Raw genomic sequence first — 25,975 nt, 5'->3', positions numbered from 1 at the left:
TCCGGCAAGACCGCCCCTGACGTTCCAGCAGCCCACTACACTCCCGGCGATGCCTGTGACCAGGCAAGATAGCGAAACGCTGCTGGAGTACTAGCACTCCAGCCGAAGATCGTGATCTTGCTGCGGTTGGTGATGTGGGGATGGGTGCGCCTCATGCAATCGTGAGCCGGGGAAGGCTGTGGCTTGTGATCGCGCGACGAAACCGGGTGTCCCAGTCATGCCACATGCCCCGCGTCAGCACTCCCGTGACCTGGAGGCCCGAGGGTTCGACCGAACCCCACAGGTGCAGGTCCCGGTTCTCATCCAGTGAAAACCACCGGGCAACGTCGGAAGAGAAGGGCTGCCAGCCGGGCAGGCCCTGATAGATCCGTTGCAGCGTGTCCCAGTCCGCGGGGGTGAACCAATGCCAGACCAGGCCGTAGATCCGCTCCACCGCCATCCAACGCTTCGCGACGTCCTCCGCCAGTACCCCAGGCTCCACATCGGGGGACAGTTCCTCGCCGTTGTCGTAGTACCAGTCGTGTTCCTGCACGAGGTCAGCCTGCCAGGCCGGAGATGACGTCGATCCGGCTCGTGATGCGGGTCATCGAGGGCCTTCCGCTCGAGTGGTCGGTGATGGCGAGGAAAGAGTCGGTGCGCAGGTTGCTGGAGGACCCAGCGGCTCATCGTGGTGGCTTCGCCGTCCGGCGTCTTTGCCGGGATGTCGGCAGCTACGGCATCGGGCTGGGCGGGTGGCCCGCTCTGGCAGTGGGCCAAGGTCCGCCCGGCTTGAGGGAGGTTACCGCCGCAGGCGGCAATTCGCGGGGGTCGGTGAAGTCCACGGTGCCGAAGACGCTGTACGGCGCGTCGTACGCGTGAAAATTGACACGCTTACCGTCGTGCGTCATGGCACGCTCGGTGGGTGAATCACGAACTGATCTCCCGACTCGCCCACGCGGACCACCCCGTCGCCGCCCCGCTCGACGACGCCGCGTTACGAGGGCTACTGGACCGTGCCGTCCCGCGCCCCGACGCCCGCGTCCTCGACCTCGGCTGCGGCGGCGCGGAGTGGCTGCTGCGCGCCCTTGCCACCCATCCGCACCTGCACGCCGAAGGCGTTGACGTGTCTGAGCCCGCGCTGGCACACGCCCGTGAACGCGCGATCGCCCTCGGCGTGGACCAGCGGCTGGCCCTTCATCACGAGGCTGCAGCGGAGTTTGACGCACCCCACTCCTTCGACCTCGTGATCAGCGTCGGTGCCACCCACGCGTTCGGTGGACTGCCCGCCACCCTGGCTGCCGCCCGAAGGCACCTGGCTCCCGACGGCCGCGTCCTGGTCGGGGACGGCTTCTGGGAGGGCACGCCCGGCCCTGAGGCCGTCGAGATGCTCGGCGACATGGACGACCTGGCGACGACCGTCGACCGGGTCGTCGCCGACGGCTGGACACCGGTCCACGCCCACATCAGTACCCGTCACCAACTCGACGCCTACGAATGGGCCTGGACGGGGTCACTGGCCGCGTGGGCCCTGGACCACGCCGAGGATGCAGGCAGTGACCAGGCCCTGAAAACCGCCACGACCCACCGCAGCGAGTGGCTGCACGGCTACCGCGACACCTTCGGCTTCGTCACCATGGTCCTGCGGCCGACCTTCGACTGAAAAGGGGGGGCGGGCGTAACGTCGAGTTCGAGCAGTCCTGTCTCGCGGCCGTGTGGTGTGCTCCGTGCCAGTGCGCAGCCCTGGCAGCGTTCGGGGCCGGCGGCATGCCGCCGGCCCCGGCGCATCATCGCTGGCGGTGGTCCGGTTTCATCATCCTGAAGCGGGCCACGTCACCTTCGGTGGCCCATCGATGAAAGCCGGCCTTCTCCAGCACGCGGACGGAGGCCGGGTTGGACAGTTCCACGTCGGCGAACACGGTATGGACGTCGGGGGCGGTGAGGGCGAACTCGGCGAGTGCCCGGGCGGCCTCGGAGGCATAGCCTCGGCCGCGGCGGGACATCACGATGCCGTATCCGAGTTCGAGGGCCCCCTCGCTGGGCGGCCAGAACAGGCCGATCGAACCCACCACCAGGCCACTGTCCCGCTCGATGATCAAACGGTGACCGTGCTCGCCGAGCCAGGCGGGGTGCTGGTCGAAGAGGCTGGCGACGACGTAGTCGCCTTCGGCGGGGAAGTCGTCCGCCCAATGGGCCGACCTGGCGTCACCGACGACTGCGGTGGCGTCGGCCATGGTCCAGGTTCGTAGAACGAGTCGGTCGGTGGTCAGTTGCCTGGGGGCTGATGAACGAGGGGATGTCACGTGTCACTCCTGGTCGCTGTGACGACCGGGCCGCACTGTGCTAACGCGCGGACCGGACATGGGCACGCTGAAGACGGCCGACGGCAGCCATATTCATCAACCTCCCAGTCCCTTGATCACGCGCCTCTCGCGCTGCCGTGACGGTAGCAACCGCTGCCCAGCCTGAGCGAAGCGTTTTTGGTCGGGAGCCTGGACACCATCGGCGTCATCCCGCTCGTCCTCACAGCCGAGAAGGGCGCAAAGCAGTCCATGACACCCCGGGAGCGATTTCGGGTCAGGCGTCGCCGCCTCCCCACTCCCCCCGGACGCCCTCTACCAAGGCATCACTTGGCAACTCACGCCGTTACAGGCGGAGTTCAGCATCGGAGAAAGCGGTCGGCGCCGGGCGGGGCGAGCGGGCGGGTGGGCTGGGGGCGGGCGGCACAGGGTCGGCATGTTCGAGGAACTGCACTAGACGGTGGGCGGCCACGGCCCGGTCGCGGGTCGGGACCAGCGTGCCGTCCACGATGAGCACGGTGTCCTCGCGGAACCGCCGGGGCTGGAGCGCGAGAGCCGGTCCAAGGTCAACGATCCGGTCGGCCGCCGACTTCGAGACGCCGAACAGCGGGGCGAGTTGACGCAGGGTGGGGTCGGTACGCCAGTACGCGGCCACCAGCAGCACCCGGTCCTCCAACAGCAGCGACCACGGCCGCCCTTCTTGCCGTCGAACCGGGCAGAGCTACGGCAGTGGCATGGCGTCCCATCACGGTAGGCACCGGGTGATCTGCCCGCCGACCTCTGTCTGACCAGCGCTTTCCCTTCTAGGGGACCGGCCGTGGTCGCCGGGGACCGCCAGCCTGCGCACTTCGTACTGAAAACAGCCGTACTCCACGGCCCGTACGTGCACGAGCGCTACCTCGGCGTCAGCGAAGGCTTCGTGCAGCGCCTCGTCCACGACGGCCTGAGCCCGCAGAAGACTCTTCGGCAACTGCACGATCGCGCCACCCACGATCCGACCTTTGCTGCTGTACCGGCGGAAAACGCGCAGGGCTCCTGTCTCGGCGAATGGATAACCCCATGTCGGATCCGGGCCCGTGCAACGGCCGGTGTGGATGAAAACCGGGCCCACCTCGTCGTAGGCCCCCGGATCGACGCCGGCGTCCGCCATTCCCCGGCGCAGCGGGGCGTACGACACCAGTGATATGCGCTCACCGGCACGGCTACGGCGTAAACAGCAGCACAAGGGCGCTCCGTCCAGGTCATGCACGTAAGGATGGGGAACCGCACCGGCATCGTCGCTCTGTCGCAGCTCTTCGAGAACGTGGGGAGGGATGGCGGTTGGTCGATGATTCGATATCGTCATGTGTTCAGACTCCGTGGCTGACCGCCTCTGACGCTGGCGGAAACCGGACAAGGACGGCCGACCGATCCGGGACCGTGCCAGGCCATTCCCTGCAGAGGTGGCAAGGTTCTCGCGGTGAGAGTCGGAGCCGGGGACCTGCTCAGATATGCACTGCGGCTGTTGGTCGCGGGATTTCCCATGCCGTAGCGAGCTTGGAGGCGTGCAGGTTACGACCGTTGCCGTAGAAGCTGCAGAATTTCATGATCAGCGGGTCCCATCGGTCGGCGTCGATGTGGCTTCGGTTCCCCGGTAGCAGCAACTCCTCCTCCACGTGCACCCGAACTACCCTGCACTCGATGGCCACAAGACCGGAGTCTTCATCCTCGAAGGGATGCAGACGGGTTACCCGCGCCTCGAGTTGTATGGGAGACTCCGCGACCCGCGGCGCAGTGACCAGCTCGGATGGCATAGGGGTCAGTCCCGCCGCAGTGAACTTGTCCGGCTCGTACCGGTAGCCCTTGCGCTGCTTGTGCTCCGGCACTTCCGGGGTACCGGTGAGCAAGGCCATCCGGTCGACCGCAGCGACCAACGCAGACGACGTCATGTTGAGCACGCATTCGCCGGCGCGGGCCAGGTTCTCGGTCGTCCTGGACGTCCCGTCCAACCCGAGCATGCACGACTGTTCCACCCACCAAGCGGACGATATCGGCGCGAGATTCGCTGAACCGTCCTCGTTGCATGTGCTCACGAGGACGACTGGCGTGCCGAAGTACAAGACCCTAGGTTCGGTCGTACGGTGCATGCGGACAACTCCATTTTTCGGAATACGGACACGGCCGTCCCCAACACCACCTCGAAGACACCGCCCGGCTCACAATTCCAACCACACGGCCGTGACACTGGCAGAAAACGGACACCGCCTTCCACCACTCCTCGGCGATCACCGACCAGTGCACGCCCGCCACGCCCGCCACGCCCGCCACGCCCGCAAAACGGGGTCCGCCGAAAACTGGAGCCGGACGGAGGCGCCGGGACGGCGTCGGGTACCGCGGACGTCGGCCGCCCGGGGCAGCGTGCGCGGCTGCCGCCAGCCAGAACGCCTCGGCGCCGCCGCGCAGGGTCGGCGGGCGGCTGCGTAGCGGCGGAGACCGCGGTCGTGCTGGACGGTGCCCCGGCGGTTGCGCGATGACTGACCGCGGTGAGGTGCGCTTCGGTCACAGGTGCGGACAACCCGCAGAAGCTTTTCACAGAGGCGTGCCTGCATGGGCTGACGGCGCGGCTGTGTGACGACGTCGAGGCCCTGGACAGCTACCTGCCACGGCGGGTAGCCGCGATGGCCCGCCGGGTCGCTGAGTGTCTCGAAGTGCCGGAGCCGGCTACCGCGTAACGGCCGGGGCACAGCGTCGTTGGACGGTGCGCCCCCGAGCCGGGCCCCGGGGATGTCAGGACTGATCCGCGGGGCCGCGGCGTGTCACTGGGGCGGGAGGGCACGGCGGGCGAGGCGCAGTCCCCCTGGACGTCTATGCCTGGACCGCCGATCACTGGGACGAACTCATCGACGCCCGCGAGCGCGCAGATCGCGCAGAGAACGGCTCGCCTGTCAACAACGTCATGTCCCACAACAGTCAGGCGTCCGCATGACGGTGACTTGCGTGGACTGAGTCGGGTGAGACAGGTCGACTCGGTTCGTTGAGACGAAGGGCCGCGACCGGCCCGTGGGGACTCGGAGGACACCTCAGTGGGGTCTCCCTTACGCGAGGCCCCGCGACGGGATCAGATGGTGAGGACGAGCTTGCCCTGGAGGTGACCCCCGTCGAGCAGCCGGTGCGCGTCGGCGACGCGCTCGAACGGGAACGTCTCCTGCACGTGGACCCGGAGCCTGCCCTGTTCGACGAGTGTGACGAGACCTCGCAGGGCGACCGGATCGGGTTCGACCGCGATGCCGCTGAAGCGCATGCCGGCCGCCTCGTACCTGGCGATGAGCTCCGAATCTTCCTCGGCGACCGCCGTCACCAGGTGACCGCCCGGGCGGAGCACTTCGAGCGACCGCTCGACGGTGTCGCCGCCGATCGTGTCGAGCACGACGTCGATGTCGCGGACCGCCTCGGTGAAGTCGACCGCCGTGTAGTCGATCACCTCGTCGGCGCCGAACCCCTCGACGAACTTCCGCTTGCTTCCGCCGGCGGTGGTGATCACGTGCGCGCCCAGCGCCTTCGCGATCTGGATCGCGACGTGTCCGACGCCACCACCACCGCCGTGAACCAGGACGCGGTCGCCCTCGCTCACGCCGCCGAGGTCGACGAGGCCCTGCCACGCCGTCAGCCCGACGACCGGCAGCGCCGACGCCTCGACGTGCGAGAGCGACGCCGGCTTGCGTGCCAGGTGCAACGCCGGCGCCGACACGACCTCGGCGTACGCGCTCGCCGCCCGCGGGAACAGCGGCATCCCGAACACCTCGTCGCCGGGCCTGAAGCGCCACGTCCCTGGTGCCTCCTCGACCACGCCGCTGATGTCCCAGCCCAGAATGAACGGCGGCTGGCCGATCAGCGGAAACTCGCCGGCGCGCAGGCGCGCCTCCAGTGGGTTCAGTCCGATCGCCTTGACACGGACGAGAACCTCGGTCGGAAGGGGCTGGGGCTCGGGCGCGTCCACGATGGTGAGCACCTCGGGACCGCCGAGCGTCTGCTGGGTGATGACTCGCATGACTCTCCTGGCTTTGGAAGGGGAGAGAACCCAGGCTATGAATCCGATAGGAACCAGCAGGTACCTTCGGCGCAGGTACCTTGGACGCCATGTGCGGTTTCGGTCCCGGGGATTCCTTTCTCGCCGACTGTCCGGCGCGTCTTGCGGTCGAGCTGATCGCCGACAAGTGGACGGTGGTCGTGCTCTACGGCCTCAGCAGGGGCCCGGTGCGCCATGGCCAGCTGATCGAGCTGATCGGCGGCATCTCCCGCAAGATGCTCACCCAGACGCTTCGACGGCTCGAGGCGCACGGACTCATCCGCCGCCACGCCTACGCCGAGGTGCCGCCCCGCGTCGAGTACGAGCTCACCCCGCTCGGGGCGACACTGATCGAGCCGATCCACGTGCTGACCGAATGGGCGAGGGCGAACGGCGACGCAGTGCTCGATGCGCTCGACGCCGACCCGGTCGTCCATAGCGACTGAGGCCCCCACCAGGGACAGCCCCTCCAGCATCCACCCCAGCCATTACAGCCATTACAGCCATCCAGCCCCCCCCAGCCCCCTCAGTCGCGCGACTAGGTTCACTGAGGTCTTCCAGAGTGGCCACTGGTCGGGTGACCGGCTGGTGCCACGCGGCGGACGAGGCTCCCGTACCGTCGAGAGGGGTGTTCGACGTCGCAACTCATCAGCTCGGGAGACTCATTGGGCCGGGGCGCGACGTACCGTCGAACGCGTGAGCGAGACGACCACCCCAATCCCCGAGCTGCACTCCAGTTGGCGAGCGGTGCCAACTGGGGTGCACAAAAACACTACGTCGTCTCCGAAGGTGTCGTCCTTGGGGTCGTGAAGCGAGTTGTTCACGGGAAGACGGCCGTCGGCGTGGTCGCGGCGGTGACTGTGGCGGCCATGAGCGGCTGCGAGGACACTGGGCCCGGACTCAAGGGGCCGCATGGCGAGAAGACGGTGAGCGTCACCGATGCGGCCGCGGCGTTCCAGGATGCGGTCGTGGACAAGCGGGGGTGGAGCCACGCCCGGACACCGGCATGAGTAAACACAGCCAACCCTGCCGATCTGGCCCGGCGTCGGTGCCTCACGGTGCAAAGTAGCCGCAGGGCCTGCCAGCTCTACGTTCCTCGCACTTGACGCCTCGTTAGCGTGCTGCGGCTGATCTCTGAGCTAGGGCTCCAGGACCGACAAAGGAGAGCACCGTGCAAGATCACACATCCGACGGCGCCGAGCCCCGCAGGGTCGTCCTTGTCGTAGGCGGGGTCATGCTTACTGTTCCCGCCGTCTACCACCACCAAGGCGTGCTGAAAGGCTGCCTCGAGATAACCGGCCGCCCCTTCTTCGCCCATGCCGGCAACTCGCACTACGGGCACTGCGGCATGGTCCTCAAGCCCACTGCCAAGGGCACCTACGCCGCCCTGGACAACCACGGCAACTACTGGGAGCCGGACTATGACACCTTGATTGGGGGACGTCCAGCGCGCATCGTCGGCTGGGCGCAGGAGATCCTGCGGCAGAAGACCAAGTCCAAGTCAAAGGACGCGGGCCGCACGGCGCCCGACTTTCGGGGCGCTGGCCTCCCCGGGCCCGGAACCGGCTTCGGTGACCGCTGGTAGATGGCGGCCCGACCAGCGGGTGCCCCGGGCCTGGGACTTGTAGGTTCCGGGCAGTTGGCGTTCCGGCCGTCGCGGCTACCAAGCCGAAGCGGACCTGCTTGACGAGTTCGTCCTCCTCCACGGCAAGCCACCGTTCGCCAACCTGTGTAGAGGCAACCGCGACCGACCATCCGGCCATTGTCGTTTCGTAGACGAATCTCTACAGTCTTAGTCGTAGAGCTTCGTCTACGAAACCACATAGGGGGCTTGTGATGGACCACGCTACGCTGCGCGCCGCTGTCGTTGCCGCGCTCGCCGACACCGAATCTCTCAACGCCAAGCTCAACGGCCTGCTCGCGGAGATCGATGGAACCGACACCGCTGTCGACCTCGGACGCCAGGGGCTGTGGACAAGGGCTCAGGTAGAGCTGCTCTGGCATAAGGTGAACCACCTCCCTGGGGTTCGGGCGCTCTTCGAGGCCACCGCCGAACGCCCCAACGAGAAGCTGACCTTCACGGAGATTCTCGAGCGCTCGAAACTTCCTGAGCGACAGCAGAGCAACGAGCACGCAGCTCTCAGCCGCATCTCCGCGCAGCTGTTCAAGGAGAAGCGCTGGCCCATCGAGAACAGTCAAGGCGCCTCCGACAGCACCACGGGCAAGGCCGAAATGCTCTATTGGATGGACAGCCGCGTGGCCGCCTGGTGGCGCGATATCACGCGGTGACGGCTACGGGAGCCGTACGGCGCCGGGCACGCAGGACTGGTCACAGTCCGATCCTCCTCGGTGGCGTTGTCCTCCCACTTCTCGCCCTCGTCGGCGTATTCCCAGAACACCGGGCTTTTCGTCGACCAGCCGCCCTGGGCGCGCAGCTTCTCGACGCGCTTGCCCCTCTTGCGGCTCGTGACGACGACACCGCGCCGTGCGGAGTGTCCGGTGAGCCGGCGTCCGGCGAGCCCGGCGTACTGCGCGGCGCGGGACATCGCGCGTCCGCAGCCGTCTAGGGAGAGCCGGGTGGTGCCGAGGTTGCCCCACTGGCCGACGAGCCGGAAGGCGGGACCTGCGGGGTCGGCGCCGGCGGCGAGCTTGGCGGCCCGCCAGGCGAGCCAGCAGCGCGGCGGGCAGGTGTCGGGGTTCGGCGCCGTAGGCGACGCCGACATCGCGGGCCGGGCGCTCTGCCGGTCCTTGAGGAGGCCGGTCTGACCTACGCCAGCACGGCCGAAGCCACGGACGCTTCCGGCCGCCGGGTGCCCGTGGCGCATGCCTGCGGTCATGACATGCACGTCACCTGCCTGCTGGGGGCTGCGCGACTCATGGCCGCCGCGCCGGGGGCGTGGCAGGGCACGCTGGTGGCCTTGTTCCAGCCTGCCGAGGAGCCGGGGGACGGTGCTGACCGGATGCTCGCCGACGGGCTGACCGACCGTGTTCCTCGCCCGGACGTCGCCTTCGCCCAGCATGTGCTTCCCTATCCGGCTGGGCAGGTTGGCACGCGCGCCGGGTCCTTTCTCTCCGCGGCGGACAATGTGAAGATCACTGTCCATGGCCGGGGCGCTCACGGCTCGGCACCGCAGGCCGCCATCGACCCCGTGGTGATTGCCTCGATGATCGTCGTCCGGCTCCAGACCATTGTCTCGCGCGAGCTGGCCGCCACCCAGCCGGTCGTGGCCACGGTGGGCTCCGTCCAGGCGGGCTCGAGCGGCAACGTGATTCCGGAGCCGGCCGAACTGCTGGCGAACGTGCGCACGTACGACGACGAGACCCGGCGGGCCGTCCTGGCAGCCGTGCGGCGCATCGTCCATGCCGAGTGTGACGCCTCCGGGGCGACTCGCGCGCCGCAGATCGAGGATGGCACCCGCTTTCCGCCGACTGTCAACAACGGCGTGGTGACCCGCGAGGTCTCCGCCGCTTTCGCCGCGATGTTCGGAGAGCGTGCGGTCACTACCGAGCTGCAGAGCGCCAGCGAGGACTTCAGCCGGATCCCGGACGCCTTCGGCACCCCGTACACCTACTGGGCCCTGGGCGGCGTCGATCCGGACGCCTACGAGGCCGCCCGGCAACGCGGCACCGTGGCCCAGGACATCCCGGTCAACCACAGCCCCCGCTTCGCACCGGTCCTGCAGCCCACCCTGGACACCGGCGTCCAGGCCCTGGTCACAGCCGCACTCACCCACCTCGGGAAACCGACTCGCACGAGCTGATGAGCTTTCGGCCGGTTCATCTCGGATGCCGCAGCACAGCAGCAATCGACCGCCTCGGCGGCACCCGCGCAGCCTGCGCGGCCGGGTTCTCGACGCCCACTGCACCGGCGCTTCACACCTCCGTCGAGGAATGCGGGCGGCTCGCGGTGGACCACGCAGTCACCTGGACGGAACTGCCGGCACGCGCCCCGCTCCCGGCCGTGGTTTCGTTCCTTGCGTAACTCCCTGGGATGGGGAGCGGGGCTGGGTGCGCCGGGCCTGCGTGTTGAGGGGGAGTGTGTGGTTGTTGTGGTCGCTGCGGCCCGGGTGGAGTGCCGGGCCGCAGTGAGGGCTTGCGGCGGTGGGTGTTACTGCTTGGCGGTGGGTTCTGTCTGCTGGTTGTAGATCTCCTGGCCCGCGGCGTTGTAGGCGTGGACGTAGGGGGAGGGGGAGGGGGAGTTCTTTTCGAGGCCGGAGATGGCGGCCGTGTAGACGAATGCGCCGTCTGCCATGAGGGCCGGGTACTGCGTGGGGTTGTCGCCGTAGCTGATGGTGATCTTGGCGACGTCGGGTGTGTAGTGGCCGGCGCCCAGTGAGAGGGTCTGTTCCCTGTTGGCCGGCTCGCTGAAGCTGTCGAAGAACTCGATCAGGTGGCCGGTGCCCCACAGGCGGTCGTTGATGAACGTCGGCGGGACGGACATGCTGGTGCCCTTGTGGCCCTTCGTCTCGCACTGTACGTACTGGTGGGCGGAGTTGACGGCGATGACCACGCCGTCCGTGTCCCGCGTGGCGAGGGGAGCGCGGACCGCGATCACCGCGTGGTAGTTCGAGGCGTCCGGGCCCAGGCAGGAGGCCAAGATCCCGGCGACGGCCCCGGCACCGATCGGGGACGTCCTCGTGCTGGTAACGGTGAACCCGGCCGGGGGGCGGGGGGAAGCTGACACGGAGGGGGTGTCCGTGGGGGCTGCTCCGTGCCGTAGGCCGGGTGAGTGCAGCACGGACGGGAGAACCAGGCACAGGGCTGCCGCGGTGCAGGCCGCGGTCGCGCCCAGGGCGTGCCGGCGGTGGCGGCGCCGGTCGCCGCGTCGGCGGATCTCCGCGGCGGGCAGGGTCGGTGCCGGCATCTGCGTGCCGAGCAGCCGCAGCCGGTCTCCCAGGGTGTCGTGGAGGGGGTCAGACATGGAGCCGTCCTTCCTCGCTGGTCGGGGGCTGATCGCCGAGCCGGGCCGCCAGCGCGGCCCGCCCGCGGGCGAGGCGGCTCTTGACGGCACTGACACTGGCGCCGGTCTCGGCCGCGACCTGCTCGATGGAAAGGTCGCACATGTGGTGCAGGACCATGGCGCTGCGCTGCGCCTCGGGCAGGTCGCGGAGCGCGATGACCAGCATCAAGTACTCCTCAGTGGGCGGCTCGACGGTGCGGGGTTCATGGTGGTGGCGTCCGGCCAGGTGCAGACCCCGGGCCAGACGTCGCCAACGTGAAATGGCCAGCCGCCGGGCGGTGGTCCGGATCCAGGCTTCCGGGGCCTCGTCGGGGTCGAACGTGCGCCTTCGGTCCCACGCGCGGATGAAGGCCTCCTGGACCACGTCCTGCGCTTCGGACCAGTCGCTGGTCATCGCGTAGAGCTGCCCGGTCAGGCGGGAGAAGGACGCTGCGTAGAACGCGTCGAACTCCTGTGGCGTCATCAACGGCCTCTCTCCTGGTGCTCTCGATCGGCTCGGCGGTTCGCCGGGAAGCCCTCCTCGACCACGGCGGTGGAGCCGTGCCTCCCGGGCGCAGCCTCGCGCCGCTCAAGCCTGTACGCACGAGCGCCGTCCCCAGGTCGCGCTCACGTCCTGTGACATGGACCACGTGTCCGGGATGCGACCGCGCGGGCACCGAGGGACGTACAGGGGCGCGGGCATCAACCGGACGCCCGCAGGAAAGGACACTGATTCATGCGTATCCGCCCGATCATGCTCATCGCGGCCACCGCCGCAGCCATCGCGACGGCGGGAGTGGCCAGCGCTGCGACCGGCACCCCCCAGCCCACCGCCACGGCTCTCGGCAAGCCGTCCGGTGCGCCCGCCGCCAAGGTTCCCGGCACCGGCTCCGCCGGCGCCTCGGTGGTCTCCGATAACGGCGTCTCCGGGAACCGCGTGACCGCCACCCCGGCAGGGTTCACCGTTACCAGCACGAGGACGTCCCCGATCGGTGCCGGGGCCGTCGCCGGGATCTTGGCCTCCTGCCTGGGCCCGGACGCCTCGAACTACCACGCGGTGATCGCGGTCCGCGCTCCCCTCGCCACGCGGGACACGGACGGCGTGGTCATCGCCGTCAACTCCGCCCACCAGTACGTACAGTGCGAGACGAAGGGCCACAAGGGCACCAGCATGTCCGTCCCGCCGACGTTCATCAACGACCGCCTGTGGGGCACCGGCCACCTGATCGAGTTCTTCGACAGCTTCAGCGAGCCGGCCAACAGGGAACAGACCCTCTCACTGGGCGCCGGCCACTACACACCCGACGTCGCCAAGATCACCATCAGCTACGGCGACAACCCGACGCAGTACCCGGCCCTCATGGCAGACGGCGCATTCGTCTACACGGCCGCCATCTCCGGCCTCGAAAAGAACTCCCCCTCCCCCTCCCCCTACGTCCACGCCTACAACGCCGCGGGCCAGGAGATCTACAACCAGCAGACAGAACCCACCGCCAAGCAGTAACACCCACCGCCGCAAGCCCTCACTGCGGCCCGGCACTCCACCCGGGCCGCAGCGACCACAACAACCACACACTCCCCCTCAACACGCAGGCCCGGCGCACCCAGCCCCGCTCCCCATCCTCCTCGGGAGACCACTGCGAAGCTTCGGGCACCGTGGCCTGTCGTCGCGGCGGTGAATCAGACGGCGGCCAGGGCGCCCCCGTGGTCCCGGCCCAGCGCAAGGCCCGCCGCGAGTACGAGAACCGTGCCAGCACCCTCGCACCGATCGGACCATGATCGTTCGCAGCGCTACTTCCTGTACCTCAACTACTCAGACCCGCTGGGGAACTCAAGGGTCTGTCGCCTTGATGTCAGGGGTAGGCCCGTGGGTTCGCGGTGAAGTCGCGGGGTCGGGCTTGGTGAATGCTTGCCGGCTGTGCACGAGCAGTTCACGCAGCCCCGGGTTGTGCGTGTTCTTCCAGACCAGGGCGAGCAATGCGGGTGTATCGACATCATCGATGGTGCGGGCGGCGAGCCGGTCGCGGTAACTCGCGGCCATGGAGTTGCTGAGGACGGCGACGGCGAGCCCGCGGGCAGCGAGGTCGGCAATGGCGTCCGCGGCGCTGGCCTGCAGAGAGATCGCGGGTTGGAGGCCCTGTGCGGCGCACGCCTGGTCGAATACCGTGCGCAGGCCGGTGCCGGGCGGCATGCACACGATCGGGTAGGCGATCAGGTCGCGCAGGGTGACCCGCCGCTGTTTCGCCAAGGGGTGCCCGGTCGGGACTGCCGCGACGAGCCGCTCGCTGATGATGGTCAGCGCGTCCAGCCCGTCGGGGGTGGCGGTTGCTGCCCCGACGAGTGCCAGGTCGACGGTGCCGGTGCGCACCCCCTCGATGAGCCGGTCGGAGCTGTCCTCCAGCAGCGAGATCTCCACACCGGGATGTGCCTGGTGGAACGCGGCCAGGGCGTCGAACAGCGGGGTGAGGGTGCAGCCGATGACCATTCCGACGGTGAGGTGCCCCCGGATCAGGTCGGCCACCTCGCCCACCGCCTGGCCGACTGCCCCAGCGGCGGCGAGTGCGGCGCGGGCGTGTTCGAGTGCGGCCTTTCCCGCGACGGTGAGGGTGACGGTGCGGGACGACCGGTCGAACAGCTCAGCTCCGAGTTCCCGTTCCAGCTGGCGGATCTGGGCGCTGACGCCGGACTGGCTGATGTGCACCCGCTCGGCTGCCCGGGTGAAGTTCTGCTCCTCGGCGACCGCGACGAAGTATTCCAGCTGCCTCAGCTCCATGACTGCAGATTCTAGTTTTCAGAAGATTCATCTGTTGGATTTCTGGTCGGTCGGCGGCCACGCTGGGAAGCGTCGAAGCCCGACGTCAGGAGGAACTCATGCCGGAGTACGAGAAGGCCATGCGACCCGAGGACATCACCCGCTTGTTCGTCGAACGATCCAACGCCGGTGACGCGGCCGGGGTCGCCGCACTTTACGAAGAGGGTGCGGTGATGGCCTACCCACCCGGCGACGAGACGGTGGGCCGGAAGGCGATCCACGCGCTGTGGGAGAAGGTGCTGGCCAACCGTCCCCGTTTTGAGCAGGAACAACCGCTGCCCACGCTGATCAGTGGCGACATCGCCCTCACCTCGACTCCTCCGAAGGACGGGACCGGTGCCCGGGCGCAGGTCGTCCGGCGCCAGCCTGATGGAAGCTGGCTGCGCCTGCTCGACCAGCCCGAATTCGTCCCACCCACCCGCTGACCCCTCGCCTCCGCGAGTTCGCGGGGCTGAAGGCTGGTGGGCGTGGCTTGACCTCCCGCGGAAACGCGCTGACGGGCGCCCTGACGTCGCAGTCCGTGCCGACCTACCGTTCCGGCCAGTCGTCCCAAGGGTCGTCGTCCAAGGCTTGGCCTTCCAATCCATCGACAGCATCGAACGCCGGGAGTCCAACGGCCGGTGATCAAGAGACGGACCGCTTCTGCCGCACTCCGGTGGCACCCCACCACGGCGACGTCATTTCTCGTGGGCACCTGCGTCACTCGAGATCACCAACGCTGCCCAAACTGCTGATCGAACGCTGCTACCTGACGTGAACGAAGCCACCCTCCAGGGCGGTCTGTGGCTCGGCGGCCTCTGTGCCCTGGCAGCGGTACTCATGGTCCGGAGCGCCCGCACCGGTGCCAGCCTGCGATGCCCGCCGGTCGTCACCGGCCTTCGACGCGCCGGGCGGGGTCGCTCCCCGCGCGCGCCACGGGCGCCGGCGGGGTCTTCGGCCCGCGCACGGCGCCCACGGACCGGGGATGCCCCCCCTGGCGCGGCCCACCGGGGCGGTCCGGGCGCCGCGCCGGCACGGGAGCAACCGGCCGACGGGATCGTCCGGTCCGGGGCACCACACCAGCCGCCGGGCCGTCCGGTCCGGCGGGCCCGCCCCAGCCGCCCGGAGGGCCCGGCGGACCCGCCTCAGCAGCAGGAGGAGCCGTGGCTCAGCCGCAGGAGGTGCCCGCTCCTCAGCCGCAGGAGGTGCGGTACGCCAGCTGCGGGAACAGGGTGTTCCACTGGCTCTCGGGGACGCTCAGCGGATGGGTGCGGCACAGTTCCTCGTAGACGCGGTCGCTCCTGAGGCCGAGCAGGAACGTCCGCTCCTCGCCGTCGACTTTGGCCACGACCGCCATCCGGGACCTGTTGCCCGGGAGGACCTGCATGTCGGACACGCCCGCCAGGCTGGTCTGGGCGGGGCTGCGCCACCGTCCGTCCGGGCCGGTGTCCCAGATGCGGTACTCCGCGGGGGTGTCGGCCCACTGGCTGCCGCCGCTCATGCCGGTCACGACCTGCTGTCCGTCCGGGGTCACCGTGATGGAGTCCACGGTGCGGTCCAGCCGGAGGGTCTCCTGGCGCTTCGGGTGGCGGATGTCGCCGATGTCCCAGAAGCGAACCGATCCGTCACGCAGTATGGTCGCCAGCCGGCCCCCGGTGACCGGGTAGTACCCGTGTGAGGTGCCGCGCAGCGTACCCCCTTTCCGGGGCCGGACCGGGTCGCTCGTGTCCCACAGCCGCAGGGTCTCCCCGGTGCTCTCCACGACCAGTGTGTGCGACTCGCGCAGGTAGGCCAGTCCGCCTCCGGTGGCGCCGTCCGGCACCGTGGCCCCCTTGCGCGGGTTGCGGGGATCCGCGAGGTCCCACAGGCGCAGGTCCTGGGAAGTCCCTTTGTCCTCCATCGTGACGAGGGTCCGGTCGCCGAGGAACCACGGCTGGCCGCGGCCCCTGTCGGTCGGGGCGTCGATCACAGAGCGCCTGACCGGCTCGCGCACGTCGCTCAGGTCCCACACCTCGAGGCGGCGGGTGCCCTCCAGGCCGATGGCGAACAGCGTGCCGTCGGTGCTCACGGCCGTCACCACCTCGTCCGCCGTGAGCGGGATGTCCCTGCCGTGCCGGGGGCGGCCTCCGGCGCCGTCGAAGCCCCAGAAACGGAAGACGTGACTCCTGGTGCCGTCCTCGTACGAGTGGCCCACCAGTACCGGGGGCTTCTTCCTGCCGGGCAGGAAGTACCGTGCCTGCCACGGCTTGGGCACCGTGAAGACCGGACGGGGCCGGGTGGCCGCGCCGACGTCCCACACCCGGTTCGTGTGGGTGTAGTCCTCCTCGTCCTCCTGCCCGAGGAAGTAACGGCCGTCGGGACTGACCGCCTTGGTACCGGGATCGGTGTCCGAGGGCCGGCCGGGGAACGCCGGCGCCGGGGGGCGCTCCGGCCACATGCGCACCGAGCCGCCCATGTCCCCCGCCGCGAAGTACCTGCCGTCGGGACTGTACGCGACGGACTGGACGGGCTCGCCCGCGGGCCGCTCGCCGTCCTCCCCGAAGCTGTCGTAGTAGAGCGAGGACTCCGCCCCCACCTTGCGCAGCAGCATCTTCGGGTGGAAGTCGTCGTTGTCGGCACCGGCGAGGACCTCGCCGTCCTTGCGGAAGGCGAGTGAGGGAATGCCGTCGTCCGAGCCGAGCACGTCCCATGCGCCCTGGTACGGCTTCTCCGGTGCGATCCGGCGCAGCCGTCGCCCGTCCTCGACCCGCCACCAGACGATCCTGCCGCCCGCGCCCGCGGCCACGGCCAGGTCCCGGCGCGGGTGCGCGGCGACGGCCATGACGGTGTCGGCCCCGGCTGTGTCGCGCAGCACCGGACGGGCCGGATCGCCGACGTCCCACAGTCTGACCACGGCGTGTGACGAGGCCCCGCTTTCCGGACTGCCGTTGCCGATGAGCAGGTGCCGCCCGTCGCGGGTGAACGCCACCGAGATGAGTTCGACGTTCCCGGCGACGGACTTCTCGTGGCGCAGCCGGGGCCGGTCGGCGTCGGTCATGTCCCACAGCCGCAGCAGCCCCTCGTCGGAGCCGCTCGCCAGGGTCCTGCCGTCGGGGCTGAAGGCGAGGGAGTACGTCGTCCCCTTGCCGGTGCGGCGCTCGGCCCTCTTTCGTGGGTGGCGGGGGTCGGTGGTGTCCCACACCAGGAGGCGGTCGCGTGTCTGGACGGCGAGGAGGTGGGTGCGCGGCTGGAAGGCGAGGACGGCGGCGTCACCCGGCTTGAGACCGGCGCCCTCGCGGGGAACGGTGGGGCGTGTGATGTCCCACAGCTGGACCCGCCCGCCGCGCTGGCTGGTGGCCAGGACGTCGCCGTCGGAGCGGTAGGCGATGTTGAGCACGGGCTGCTCGACACCGTTCCTGAGGTCGACGGGCACGGTCGAGATGTACGAGGAGTAGAGCGCGGACCTGGTGACCGGGGTCCGCGCGGTGCGGTAGGCAGCCAGGCTCAGCCGCAGCGCCGTCTGAGGGTCCTGTTTCCGCATTCCGTCGGCCTGCCGCGCGAGTTGTTCGGCGATCAGCCGGGTCTCCCGCGCCTCGGCGTCGCCCTGGGCGCGGCGAGCGAGCACGGCCAGGGTCGTCGCCAGCAGGGCCAGCGTGACGACGACGGCGACGAAGGTCCGGTACAGCTTCTTGCGGCGGCGCTCGGCGTGCTCGCCGGCCGCGATGAAGTCCCGCTCCACCGGGCGCAGTCCGAGCGCGGCCCCGTCGTCCGCCAGTACCGCCCGCGCGCCGGCGAGGTGGCTGCCCGCGTACAGCCCGCTCACCGGCCGGCCGGTCTCGGCCCAGGCGTCGGCGGCCTGGGCGAGCCGGCGGCGCACCAGCAGGGCGTCGAGGTCGGCGTTGATCCAGCCGCGCAGCCGCGGCCAGCCGTGCAGGAGGGAGTCGTGGCAGAGCTGGGCCACTCCGTCGTCCACGACGACGAGTCGGGCGTCGGCCAGCCGGCCGAGCAGGTCACCGGCGCCGTCCAGGTCCTCCAGGGGGACCCGGCGCCGTACCGCCCGGCCCTCGGCGTCGACCAGGTGCACCATCCGCAGCAGGAGGGCGCGTAATCGCTCGCGGCCGTCGGCGTCGAGCGCGTCGTGGATGTCCTCGGCGGTCCGTGCCACGGAGGTGCGGATGCCGCCGGACGCCTGGTAGCCGGCGAAGGTCAGCTCGGCGCCGCGCCGCCGGTGCCAGGTCTCCTGGAGAGCGTGGGCGAGGAACGGCAGGGCGATTGCGTCGCCGGTGCCCACCCGCTCCTGCCGCAGCTCCCGCAGCAGCAGCTCCGGCAGGCCGTCCTCCCAGCGCAGTCCCGCGCTCCGGGCGGGCTGCTCGACGGCGGCCCGCAGCTCGTCGTCGTTCATCACCGGTACGGGGAACTGGCCGACGCCGACGATCCCGGCCAGCCGGGGATCGCGCAGGCACTGGCCGAGGTAGTCGGCCCGCAGTCCCAGGACCACCCGCGGGCCCGTGCCGTCCGCCGGGCCCTCGAGGGCGCGGACGAACAACCGGCGTTCCTCGCTGTCCCGGCAGTGGGTGAAGATCTCCTCCAGCTGGTCGATCATCAGGACGCGCGGCGCCGTGCGGCGGCCGGCCGGTGCGGTGAACCGTCCGGCGCCCAGGTCGCGTTCCACCTCGCCGGAGGGCCGACCGACGGCTCGCGCCCAGGCCGCCGTGAGCGTCCGGAAGGGCAGCGCTCCGGGGGCGGGGACCATGAGCACCGGCTTCAGGTCCGTGCTGTCGAGCGCGGCGCCGAGACCGGCCCGCAGCAGCGACGATTTGCCCACGCCCGAGGGCCCGACGAGGACGACGGGGCCGCCGTGGTCCTCCGCGGTGACCCGTTCCAGCAGCCGCCGGGTCAGTTCCTCCCGGCCGAAGAACAGGTGGCGCTGCTCCGGCGGGAACGGCCGCATCCCGGGGTACGGGCAGGGTCCGTCACCGGCCCCCGGTGCCGGTCCCGCCTCCGGGGCGGCGGGCAGGGTGTAGCGCGGGTTGGCGGCCAGGACCAGGTCGCCGAGCCGTCCGACGCTGCCGGCGTGCGGCCGGGCGGGCGAGTCCTCGAAGCGGCGGTCGAGGTGGCGGTGGACGTCGGCCAGGGTGAGCCAGCGCGGTCCGCCGGGCTCGCCTTCCCGGAGCAGTCGCAGCAGTTCCCCGCCGAAGAGGGTGTACCGCTCGCCCTCGGGGGCGAAGGAGGCCGCGTAGTGGGTGGCCGAGGCCAGCAGGAAGCTGCCGTGCGGCCGTACGGAGAGATAGGGGTCCTCGCGCTGTCCGCCGCCCGCGGCCTCCGCGAGGCCCGAGAAGCAGCAGTCGAGGATCACCACCGGGCGCACCGGTGCGTCGGCGAGCCGGTTCTCGATCTCGGCGTACGGGACGGCGTGGACGGTGTTGTCGTGGGAGGGGGTCGCGGACGTGGCCAGATACAGCCTCCCGCCCGGGCCCAGGAGCCCGTGGCCGACGAAGCAGAAGACGAGCGCTCCGCCCTGGGCCTCGCCGATGGCCTCCTCCAGCGGGCCGAGGATGTCGGCGGACGATCCCGGATCGGTCACCAGCCGTACGTGGCCGGCGGGCATCCCGCAGGCCGATGTGAGCGTGTCCGCCAGTGCCCGGGCTGTCCGTACGGCGCTCGGCAGGCCGGCGAGCAGTGCCCCCTCGGTGTGCCGGCCGGTGCCGACCAGCAGGGCCCGGCAGTCGCTGCCCGCCAGGTCGCGGGCGTCTCCCCCGTCCGCCGCCATGGTCTCAGGCCCGTTCCCCGCTGTTCCCGGCCGGTCCGACCGCGTCCCGGACCTCGGCGGTGTCCCGGACCACGGTGGCGTCCCGGGGCGTGTTCCGCCCGCTCGCGCCGTCCGGTGTCCGCCCGGACGCCTCGACCGTCGCCGCGATGCTCCGGGCCAGGTCACCGGTGGCCTGGGCGGTCAGCCCGCGCACCTTGGTGGCGGAGACGGTGATCTGGGTCTGGTCGGGCAGGGTGATGGTGACGGTCTGGTCGCCGCGCCGGTTCTGGAGCCAGGCCACGACGGCCGCTCCCAGGGCGGCGGTGAGGCCGCCGGGTGCCAGCAGCAGGGTCAGCAGTTCTCCGGACGCGCCCATGGTCCCGGGCTGCGGCGCGGCTGCCGGCTGCCGGACGAGGCGGCCGCGCAGCTCCGGCTGGCGCTGCAACCACCGGTGCAGCTCGCCGGTGGCCGCGGCCTTCCCGCCGTCCGGGCCGGTCGAGGACAGAGTGACTTCCACTTGGCCTCCGTCACGGGAGCGGCTGCTGAGCCAGCCGACGGTACCAACGGCGACTCCGTTCGGTAAGGCCCGGGTTCGGCCAAGTGCCGGCGGTACAGCGACATCGTCTTCGGACTGCTCCCCCTGGCCGGATTCGCGTACGCACCGCAGCTCGCTGACCCGCCGGACCAGAAGATGTGGCACATCGACCGCACCGCCGACTACGGCGCCTTCCAGGACGCCGCCCGCGGCCGGGTGACCTCGCCAGGATCGAACGCCACTGGGAGGACATCCTGCGGATCATCGGATCCGTCCACACCGGCGCCATGCGCGCCTACGACGTGATCCGGATGCTGTCCCGCGACGGCCGACCCACCCCGCTCGGCGACGCGATCGCCCACTATGGACGGATCGCCAAGACCCTGCACATCCTGCGCCTGGCCGACGAGCCCGGCCGCCGCGGGCAGATCAAGAGCCCGGCCAACCTCCAGGAGGGCCGCCACGCACTCGCGCGGAAGATCTTCCACGGCGGCTCCGGGCAGCTCGACCAGCGGCACCAGGACGGCGTGGAGGACCAGATCGGCGCCCTGGGCCTGGTCCTCAACGCCGGAACTACCCGGCGGAATGCGGCCTCTGCGCAACCCGGATGCCGCCGGGGACGAGTGACCGGCCTCAGGCCCGGTGGGCTCTCGTGCCCCGGATGCGCGCTCAGCTGACCGCGGCGCCGAACCACTGGGGAAGCCGGTCGAGCAGATGCTGCTGATCGTCACCAGCCCACGCCACGTGGCCGTCCGGCCGCAGCAGCACCGCGGGCGCGTCCAGTTCCTCGCTGATGTCGGCGACGTAGTCGACTCGATCTGCCCAGCCTGCCACCGAGAGGCGGCCGGTCTGGTCGAGCAGCAGCCCGCGGCCGCCGTGCATCAGCTCGTAGAGGCGACCCCGCTTCAGCCCCACGTCCCGCAGCCGTCGGCCGAGCAGTTCATGCCCCTCGCCGAAGTCGTAGCGGACCCCGATCGCCGTGATCTTCTCCATCAGGTACCGGTTCACCTCCTCGAAGTCCATCAGTTCCGACACCAGCCGGCGCACTGCTTGGGGACCCGGCTCGACGGACATCAGCTCCATCTGCGCGCGGGTGTTGTCCAGCACATCGGCGGCCACCGGGTGCCGTTCGGTGTGGTAGCTGTCCAGCAGTCCCTCCGGTGCCCAGCCGTTGACTTCGGCGGCCAGCTTCCAGCCGAGGTTGAACGCGTCCTGGATGCCGAGGTTGAGCCCCTGCCCGCCGGTCGGCGGGTGGATGTGCGCCGCGTCGCCGGCCAGCAGCACCCGGCCGGTCCGGTAGCGCTCGGCCAGCCGGGTGGCGTCGCCGAAGCGGGAGAGCCATCGTGGTGAGTGCACGCCGAAGTCGGTGCCGGCGAGCTTCCGCACCTGCCGCTTCAGCTCGTCCAGGGTCGGCGGGACCGTACGGTCCTCGCTCACCCCTTCGGCGGGCGCGACGAGGCGGTACACCCCGTCCCCGAGGGGCATGGCGCCGAACCGCTTGTGGTTCTTGCGGACTTCAGCCATCACGGCCTTCAGCGTGTCCGGCGGTGCGGTCACCTCCACCTCGCCCAGCAGCGTCTCGACCCTGGAGGGCTCGCCGGGGAAGCCGACGCCGAGCAGCTTGCGCACCGTACTGCGGCCACCGTCACAACCGACGAGGTAGCGCGAGCGCAGCCGCGTGCCGTTGGCAAGTTCTGCGGTCACCCCGTGTTCGTCCTGGCTCAGCCCGACGAGTTCGCAGCCGCGCCGGATCTCGACGCCGAGTTCGGTGGCGTGCTCGGCAAGCAGACGATCGGTGTCGGTCTGCGGGATGCCGAGAGTGTACGGATGTGCGGTGTCCATCTGGTCCGGCGCTGGCTTGTCAATGGCGGCGAAGAAACCACCGACCGGGTGCTGCCTGCCGAGCGCGAGGAACCGCTCCAGCAGACCGCGCTGGTCCATCACCTCAACGCTGCGCGCGTGCAGCCCGAGCGAGCGGACGATCCTGGTCGGCTCCGCGTCCTTCTCCAGCACGAGCGCGTACACGCCGTGCAGCCGCAACTCGCTGGCCAGCATCAAGCCGGTCGGTCCGCCGCCGGCAACGATCACATCAATCATGAACCCCCCATTCAAAAAAGTTGCATTTCGGCCAGCTGCTCTACGTAGTCCGGCGGTGCGCACACCCGGACCTCCGCGTCGCGTGCCCGCAACCACACCGCGAGTCCCACCGGCGGTTTCCCATCCCGCAGAACCCACAGCCATAAAGGCGCACGCATTTCGCGAGTCCCTGATTTCCCCAAGTTCTGGCCTCGGCCGACGATTCTGCGCCACGACCCGGGCCTTGCCGCAAGGCCCCCCGTGCGCTATAAGTTGAGGGTGGCAAGGAGTGGGTAACCTCCTTGCCTTTGGTCTTTTCCGTCCGTTGTGACCGGACAAAACCCTCCTGCATCGGGGCCCGCGACGCGCGGTCGACAGCCACGGTGTGGTCGCCGAAGGCGGCGATGTAAAAGGTCCGCTTTTTTGCAGGGTCAACTTCCCTCTCTCTGGCCGAATCTCTGCGGATCTGGACACAAATGCGGTGCGCTCCGCGAACCAGCGGTGCTCGCATGCGACAACGTGACGCAGACGCACAGGTGTTGCAAACGGTCAAGATCGCCTGTCAGAGGACGACGGAGGCGCGGCTGCGAGTAGGCATCTCAGAGCCTCTCAGCTCACCCCGTCCAGCTGGGGAAACGGGGTGTGAGACTCACAATCTCCGTGTCGTCGGGCAGGTTGAAGACGCTGGGACGGCTGACCGGTGACAGCGAACCTGGACCGATCGCCATCGAAGTCGGACCACTGCCGTCGGGCGACATCAAGATGTCAGTGGTTCCGACACCAGGGGTGCCAGTAGTAGGTAGGCGCCTCGTCGGAGTCGGGGAGACGAAGGTCGTAGTGGACGTCGCCGGTGAGAACGGCGGTGACCTACGCGTGGCCGACGCGGCTGCCCGAGGCATCTGGCGCGGCTGGCGGCTGCTGTGGTTCTCTCAATGCCCGGACACGCAGGGGGACGCATGGACGCAGCAGGGGGCATGGCGTTATCGGCTGTACAGGTACTGACCGCCATGGCGACAGGGGCAGGCACCGAGGCAGGCCGGGCGTTGGGAGACGTGGTACGGGCACGGTTGGGCACTTCGGAGGAAGGCCGGGCCGCTCTGGCCAGGGTGAGCGCTGCCCCGGCGGATCCAGATGCAACACAAGGACTCCAGGAAGCGATCCGCGAGGCCATCGAAGCCGACCCCGACTTCCAAGACCGTGTGGCCGCAGCATTGGCCGGGTCGCCTCGGGCCGCTCCCCCCGCCTACATGATCAGCCACTCGTATGAGGACAGCATCGTCATCGGCGCCGGCGCCAAGGTGCGGCGGAGCCAGATCTCACTGGGCCCGCTGACGATCAACAACACCCGGAGCGCTCGCGTATCTCTCACCGCGGCCGGGGCGCTGCTGCTTGCGCTGCTGGCCCTGGCCGCATATGGCGGGGCGCAGGTGATTGCCGGCGACGACTCTCCGGGGGTGGTGTCCCGCGGTACTTCTCCGCGAAGTCCCCGCACGGCGTCCTCCGCCCCATCGGCGCCGTCCGGTGGCGCGTCCGTCCCGGTAGTGAGCGACGCGGCCCTGGCGGAGCGGATCCTCCCCGGTCCGGAAAGTCTGCCGGACGGCTGGACTTTCGCCAGCGGCTCACCGCAGAAGGGAACATGCCCCCATAGCCGTGTGGGCGTCGAGAAGGACGGGACGCTCCGCGACATCTGCAAGCACTCGCTGCTGGACCTGACAGCGTGGTACAACGCGGGACCCGAGGCCGGTTTCGACAAGGTGCACATCGAGGTCGTGACGTACTCCAGCTACGACGCCGGCGTGCAGGGATACCTCGGCCAGAAGGCAGAGGAGGCCGGCAACCCGCCCAGCGGCGTGACGGAAGAAGCGCTGCCCTCCTACTGCGAGGATTCGGCCTTCTTCAGCGTGGTCTATTCCGGCGTCCTCACTGGCGTGGACAACGGGGAGGCACGGAGCGTCGTCCACTGCGGGACCGTCATGTTCAACGTTTATGCCCGGAACGAGCACGGGACCAGCGTCGATCTCGACACGCTCAGCAACCTCACCCACACGGTTGCCACCCGTGCCCAGCAGGCACTGAAGGGCGAGACCCCTACCGCTGCCTACTGACAACGTCCACGTCGCCGGGCACTGACATGTCCGTATCATCGACAACTGCGCGGTTCGTGACAGCGAGGGTGCACCGGCGCAGGTCAGCGCACTGCCGGAACCTCCATTGCATCGGCTGGCGCTCAGACGGCCCCGGAGCGAACCGCTGCATCGCCCTCATCAATGAAGCTCCGCCATCTTGAAGTGTCTGGTCAACGGGGTGGCGTGACTCCGTTTCGGGGTGCTCGTGCCGGTCGTGGGCGGCAGTCCGGGGTACAGATCGTCTGGCAGGGCGGTTTCGCCGATGAGTTCACCGTCCTCGAGCGGTCTACCCAGCGACACGATCGTTCTCGACTGGAGTGCCATGTCCACCATCCAGCCAGTGATCTTGACTGCCGACCACGACGTCCTGCTCGGCTTCTATACGCAATTGTTCGGCGCCGAGGAGATCTTCCGGGTGCCGGAGGAAGGCCCGGTCTTCTACCTCGGCTTGCGCATCGGCGACACCGACCTCGGGCTGGTGGCCAAGGCGAACCCGGGGGACCGGGAGGCGTCGCGGATCTTGCTCAGCATCGGTGTCGACGATGTCGATGAGATGCTCGGCCGGGTAACGGCGCTGGGCGGATCGGTCCGCGGCGGCCCCAACGACATGCCGTGGGGACAGCGCGTCGCCCACATTCTTGACCCCGACGGCAATCCGGTGAACCTCACCCAGCCGATCCCGGCTCGGTGACGCTGTTCCGGGTGCTTGTGCTGGCCGTGGGTTGCCTGCGGTAGAGATCATTTGCCGGTAGTGGCCTCGATGTTCGCCAGGACGAGCAACGCGCGAAGCAGGGGGGTGGCGCGGGCAGGGTCGGTGCGGAGTTCGGTGAGGATCCGCCAGTTCTTCAGGTGGGCGAAGCCGCGTTCGACGGGGGCGCGTCCGGCGGCGAGCACTCGGTTGGCCTCCTTCCCGGCGGGCGTGAGCTTGCGGGCGCGGGTGGCCTTGAAGCCGGTGACGACGACGGGATCGTCCCCGTCGTCGGCCAGGCCGATGAAGCCCAGGTCGGCCAGGGCGCCGAGGCCGGCAGCGCGCAGGTGGGCCAGGATGTGGTCGCGGCGGGCGGCGGTGATGTCGTGGGTGCGGCCGGGCCGGGCGGCCGATATCCACATCAGGCGGCCCCGCTCATCGGTCAGGGCAATCGCAATCACGTGCAAGCCGTGGCGGCGATGCTTGCCGGAGTGGTTCGGGCGGTTCGCGCGGCCGGTGTGGCGCTGGGTGGGGATGGGGGTGCCGTCGATCAGGACGACCTCGCCACCTCGCCTGGCGACCTTCTTCATGGCCCGGCACCAGCGAGCAGTGGGGCGCGCACCGCCACTCCCTGTGCCTCGGCCGACCGCACCACCTCGCCTTGCCCGCGCTGACCGCTACGGAGCCGCCCGGCCCGTACTGGCTGCGCCACTGCCGCGGTGACCGGCTCGTCCCGCCCACGGCGCTCCGGCAGTAACTCGACCAGTTCCA

General features: G+C 69.8%; 21 protein-coding genes and 3 pseudogenes. 11 read left to right on the top strand and 13 right to left on the bottom strand.

Going from position 1 to position 25,975, the window contains the following annotated elements:
- Positions 1 to 151: 151 nt before the first annotated feature.
- Positions 152 to 532, bottom strand: a complete 381-nt coding sequence (locus tag ACZ4K2_RS34705) for a hypothetical protein (RefSeq protein WP_467481021.1) — start codon at positions 530 to 532, stop codon at positions 152 to 154.
- 23 nt (positions 533 to 555) lie between these two features.
- Here ACZ4K2_RS34705 and ACZ4K2_RS34700 point away from each other — a divergent pair, with 23 nt between their 5' ends.
- On the top strand, positions 556 to 858 hold the full coding sequence (locus tag ACZ4K2_RS34700) for a hypothetical protein (RefSeq protein ID WP_467481022.1): 303 nt from the start codon (positions 556 to 558) through the stop codon (positions 856 to 858).
- A gap of 43 nt (positions 859 to 901) precedes the next feature.
- Positions 902 to 1,639: an SAM-dependent methyltransferase gene (locus tag ACZ4K2_RS34695; protein WP_467481024.1), complete on the top strand. Its 738-nt coding sequence runs from the start codon at positions 902 to 904 to the stop codon at positions 1,637 to 1,639.
- 124 nt (positions 1,640 to 1,763) lie between these two features.
- Here ACZ4K2_RS34695 and ACZ4K2_RS34690 read toward each other — a convergent pair whose 3' ends face one another.
- From ACZ4K2_RS34690 to ACZ4K2_RS34670, 5 genes and pseudogenes are all read right to left on the bottom strand, one after another.
- A complete protein-coding gene (locus ACZ4K2_RS34690) occupies positions 1,764 to 2,279 on the bottom strand; it encodes a GNAT family N-acetyltransferase (RefSeq protein WP_467481026.1) in 516 nt (171 codons plus the stop codon).
- 463 nt (positions 2,280 to 2,742) lie between these two features.
- Positions 2,743 to 2,979: pseudogene (locus ACZ4K2_RS34685) on the bottom strand (helix-turn-helix domain-containing protein); the annotation flags it as partial.
- A 135-nt stretch (positions 2,980 to 3,114) separates the two neighbouring features.
- Positions 3,115 to 3,621 (bottom strand): annotated as a pseudogene (locus ACZ4K2_RS34680) (DUF1203 domain-containing protein); the annotation flags it as partial.
- Between the two features lie 139 nt (positions 3,622 to 3,760).
- A complete protein-coding gene (locus tag ACZ4K2_RS34675) occupies positions 3,761 to 4,375 on the bottom strand; it encodes a flavin reductase family protein (RefSeq protein WP_467481028.1) in 615 nt (204 codons plus the stop codon).
- Positions 4,376 to 5,373: 998 nt separating this feature from the next.
- Complete coding sequence (locus tag ACZ4K2_RS34670; protein WP_467481031.1) at positions 5,374 to 6,303, bottom strand: NADP-dependent oxidoreductase; 930 nt, start codon at positions 6,301 to 6,303, stop codon at positions 5,374 to 5,376.
- Positions 6,304 to 6,392: 89 nt separating this feature from the next.
- Between ACZ4K2_RS34670 and ACZ4K2_RS34665 the strand changes: the two genes are divergently transcribed.
- The 4 genes from ACZ4K2_RS34665 (at position 6,393) to ACZ4K2_RS34650 (ending at position 10,082) form a co-directional block, all read left to right on the top strand.
- Entirely contained in the window at positions 6,393 to 6,767 is a 375-nt protein-coding gene (locus tag ACZ4K2_RS34665; RefSeq protein WP_467481033.1) for a winged helix-turn-helix transcriptional regulator, read from the top strand.
- 788 nt (positions 6,768 to 7,555) lie between these two features.
- Positions 7,556 to 7,906 carry a hypothetical protein gene (locus ACZ4K2_RS34660; RefSeq protein WP_467481036.1) on the top strand — a complete coding sequence of 117 codons (351 nt, stop codon included), beginning with the start codon at positions 7,556 to 7,558 and terminating at the stop codon, positions 7,904 to 7,906.
- Positions 7,907 to 8,157: 251 nt separating this feature from the next.
- Positions 8,158 to 8,610, top strand: a complete 453-nt coding sequence (locus tag ACZ4K2_RS34655; RefSeq protein ID WP_467481038.1) for a hypothetical protein — start codon at positions 8,158 to 8,160, stop codon at positions 8,608 to 8,610.
- Between the two features lie 308 nt (positions 8,611 to 8,918).
- A complete protein-coding gene (locus tag ACZ4K2_RS34650) occupies positions 8,919 to 10,082 on the top strand; it encodes an amidohydrolase (protein WP_467481040.1) in 1,164 nt (387 codons plus the stop codon).
- Positions 10,083 to 10,429: 347 nt separating this feature from the next.
- Here the strand turns inward: ACZ4K2_RS34650 and ACZ4K2_RS34645 are convergent, their stop codons facing one another.
- Entirely contained in the window at positions 10,430 to 11,242 is an 813-nt protein-coding gene (locus ACZ4K2_RS34645) for a hypothetical protein (protein WP_467769999.1), read from the bottom strand.
- Positions 11,235 to 11,744, bottom strand: a complete 510-nt coding sequence (locus ACZ4K2_RS34640; protein WP_467481143.1) for a SigE family RNA polymerase sigma factor — start codon at positions 11,742 to 11,744, stop codon at positions 11,235 to 11,237. Before ACZ4K2_RS34640 ends, ACZ4K2_RS34645 begins: the two co-directional genes overlap by 8 nt.
- Positions 11,745 to 11,996: 252 nt before the next feature.
- On the opposite strand from ACZ4K2_RS34640, the gene ACZ4K2_RS34635 reads away from it, so the two are divergent.
- Positions 11,997 to 12,764 (top strand): hypothetical protein, encoded by a 768-nt coding sequence (locus tag ACZ4K2_RS34635; RefSeq protein ID WP_467769998.1) that lies wholly within the window; start codon positions 11,997 to 11,999, stop codon positions 12,762 to 12,764.
- A gap of 327 nt (positions 12,765 to 13,091) precedes the next feature.
- On the opposite strand, the gene ACZ4K2_RS34630 is transcribed toward ACZ4K2_RS34635, so the two are convergent.
- Entirely contained in the window at positions 13,092 to 14,033 is a 942-nt protein-coding gene (locus tag ACZ4K2_RS34630) for a LysR family transcriptional regulator (protein WP_467480209.1), read from the bottom strand.
- Between the two features lie 98 nt (positions 14,034 to 14,131).
- Between ACZ4K2_RS34630 and ACZ4K2_RS34625 the strand changes: the two genes are divergently transcribed.
- Positions 14,132 to 14,497 carry a YybH family protein gene (locus ACZ4K2_RS34625; RefSeq protein ID WP_467480211.1) on the top strand — a complete coding sequence of 122 codons (366 nt, stop codon included), beginning with the start codon at positions 14,132 to 14,134 and terminating at the stop codon, positions 14,495 to 14,497.
- A gap of 746 nt (positions 14,498 to 15,243) precedes the next feature.
- On the opposite strand, the gene ACZ4K2_RS34620 is transcribed toward ACZ4K2_RS34625, so the two are convergent.
- Both ACZ4K2_RS34620 and ACZ4K2_RS34615 read right to left on the bottom strand, forming a co-directional pair.
- Positions 15,244 to 19,800 carry a caspase, EACC1-associated type gene (locus tag ACZ4K2_RS34620; RefSeq protein ID WP_467480213.1) on the bottom strand — a complete coding sequence of 1,519 codons (4,557 nt, stop codon included), beginning with the start codon at positions 19,798 to 19,800 and terminating at the stop codon, positions 15,244 to 15,246.
- 4 nt (positions 19,801 to 19,804) lie between these two features.
- Positions 19,805 to 20,296 (bottom strand): effector-associated constant component EACC1, encoded by a 492-nt coding sequence (locus ACZ4K2_RS34615; RefSeq protein WP_467480215.1) that lies wholly within the window; start codon positions 20,294 to 20,296, stop codon positions 19,805 to 19,807.
- Positions 20,297 to 20,389: 93 nt separating this feature from the next.
- Here ACZ4K2_RS34615 and ACZ4K2_RS34610 point away from each other — a divergent pair.
- Positions 20,390 to 20,883, top strand: a pseudogene (locus ACZ4K2_RS34610) (Tn3 family transposase); the annotation flags it as partial.
- A 100-nt stretch (positions 20,884 to 20,983) separates the two neighbouring features.
- Here the strand turns inward: ACZ4K2_RS34610 and rox are convergent.
- Complete coding sequence (rox, locus tag ACZ4K2_RS34605; protein ID WP_467480217.1) at positions 20,984 to 22,411, bottom strand: rifampin monooxygenase; 1,428 nt, start codon at positions 22,409 to 22,411, stop codon at positions 20,984 to 20,986.
- Positions 22,412 to 23,346: 935 nt separating this feature from the next.
- On the opposite strand from rox, the gene ACZ4K2_RS34600 reads away from it, so the two are divergent.
- Positions 23,347 to 24,495, top strand: coding sequence for a hypothetical protein (locus ACZ4K2_RS34600; protein ID WP_467480219.1), 1,149 nt, complete (start codon positions 23,347 to 23,349; stop codon positions 24,493 to 24,495).
- A gap of 343 nt (positions 24,496 to 24,838) precedes the next feature.
- The gene (locus ACZ4K2_RS34595) at positions 24,839 to 25,207 is read left to right on the top strand and encodes a VOC family protein (RefSeq protein WP_467480221.1); all 369 of its coding nucleotides are present in this window, start codon (positions 24,839 to 24,841) and stop codon (positions 25,205 to 25,207) included.
- Between the two features lie 47 nt (positions 25,208 to 25,254).
- Here ACZ4K2_RS34595 and ACZ4K2_RS34590 read toward each other — a convergent pair whose 3' ends face one another.
- Positions 25,255 to 25,794: a transposase family protein gene (locus tag ACZ4K2_RS34590; protein ID WP_467480223.1), complete on the bottom strand. Its 540-nt coding sequence runs from the start codon at positions 25,792 to 25,794 to the stop codon at positions 25,255 to 25,257.
- Positions 25,795 to 25,975: the final 181 nt, after the last annotated feature.

This window comes from Streptomyces sp. NPDC025833, from assembly GCF_055558055.1.
The sequence above is the reverse complement of the archived record's forward strand: the minus strand, read 5'-3'. Positions and strand labels throughout refer to the sequence as shown.

What these genes read in the sequence shown, in the direction of transcription:
- ACZ4K2_RS34700 (WP_467481022.1), top strand. Translation starts at nt 556, where the DNA reads ATGACGTCGATCCGGCTCGTGATGCGGGTCATCGAGGGCCTTCCGCTC.
- ACZ4K2_RS34670 (WP_467481031.1), bottom strand. Translation starts at nt 6,303, where the DNA reads ATGCGAGTCATCACCCAGCAGACGCTCGGCGGTCCCGAGGTGCTCACC.
- ACZ4K2_RS34665 (WP_467481033.1), top strand. Translation starts at nt 6,393, where the DNA reads ATGTGCGGTTTCGGTCCCGGGGATTCCTTTCTCGCCGACTGTCCGGCG.
- ACZ4K2_RS34660 (WP_467481036.1), top strand. Translation starts at nt 7,556, where the DNA reads ATGCTTACTGTTCCCGCCGTCTACCACCACCAAGGCGTGCTGAAAGGC.
- ACZ4K2_RS34655 (WP_467481038.1), top strand. Translation starts at nt 8,158, where the DNA reads ATGGACCACGCTACGCTGCGCGCCGCTGTCGTTGCCGCGCTCGCCGAC.
- ACZ4K2_RS34645 (WP_467769999.1), bottom strand. Translation starts at nt 11,242, where the DNA reads ATGTCTGACCCCCTCCACGACACCCTGGGAGACCGGCTGCGGCTGCTC.
- ACZ4K2_RS34640 (WP_467481143.1), bottom strand. Translation starts at nt 11,744, where the DNA reads ATGACGCCACAGGAGTTCGACGCGTTCTACGCAGCGTCCTTCTCCCGC.
- ACZ4K2_RS34635 (WP_467769998.1), top strand. Translation starts at nt 11,997, where the DNA reads ATGCGTATCCGCCCGATCATGCTCATCGCGGCCACCGCCGCAGCCATC.
- ACZ4K2_RS34630 (WP_467480209.1), bottom strand. Translation starts at nt 14,033, where the DNA reads ATGGAGCTGAGGCAGCTGGAATACTTCGTCGCGGTCGCCGAGGAGCAG.
- ACZ4K2_RS34625 (WP_467480211.1), top strand. Translation starts at nt 14,132, where the DNA reads ATGCCGGAGTACGAGAAGGCCATGCGACCCGAGGACATCACCCGCTTG.
- ACZ4K2_RS34620 (WP_467480213.1), bottom strand. Translation starts at nt 19,800, where the DNA reads ATGGCGGCGGACGGGGGAGACGCCCGCGACCTGGCGGGCAGCGACTGC.
- rox (WP_467480217.1), bottom strand. Translation starts at nt 22,411, where the DNA reads ATGATTGATGTGATCGTTGCCGGCGGCGGACCGACCGGCTTGATGCTG.
- ACZ4K2_RS34600 (WP_467480219.1), top strand. Translation starts at nt 23,347, where the DNA reads ATGGACGCAGCAGGGGGCATGGCGTTATCGGCTGTACAGGTACTGACC.
- ACZ4K2_RS34595 (WP_467480221.1), top strand. Translation starts at nt 24,839, where the DNA reads ATGTCCACCATCCAGCCAGTGATCTTGACTGCCGACCACGACGTCCTG.
- ACZ4K2_RS34590 (WP_467480223.1), bottom strand. Translation starts at nt 25,794, where the DNA reads ATGAAGAAGGTCGCCAGGCGAGGTGGCGAGGTCGTCCTGATCGACGGC.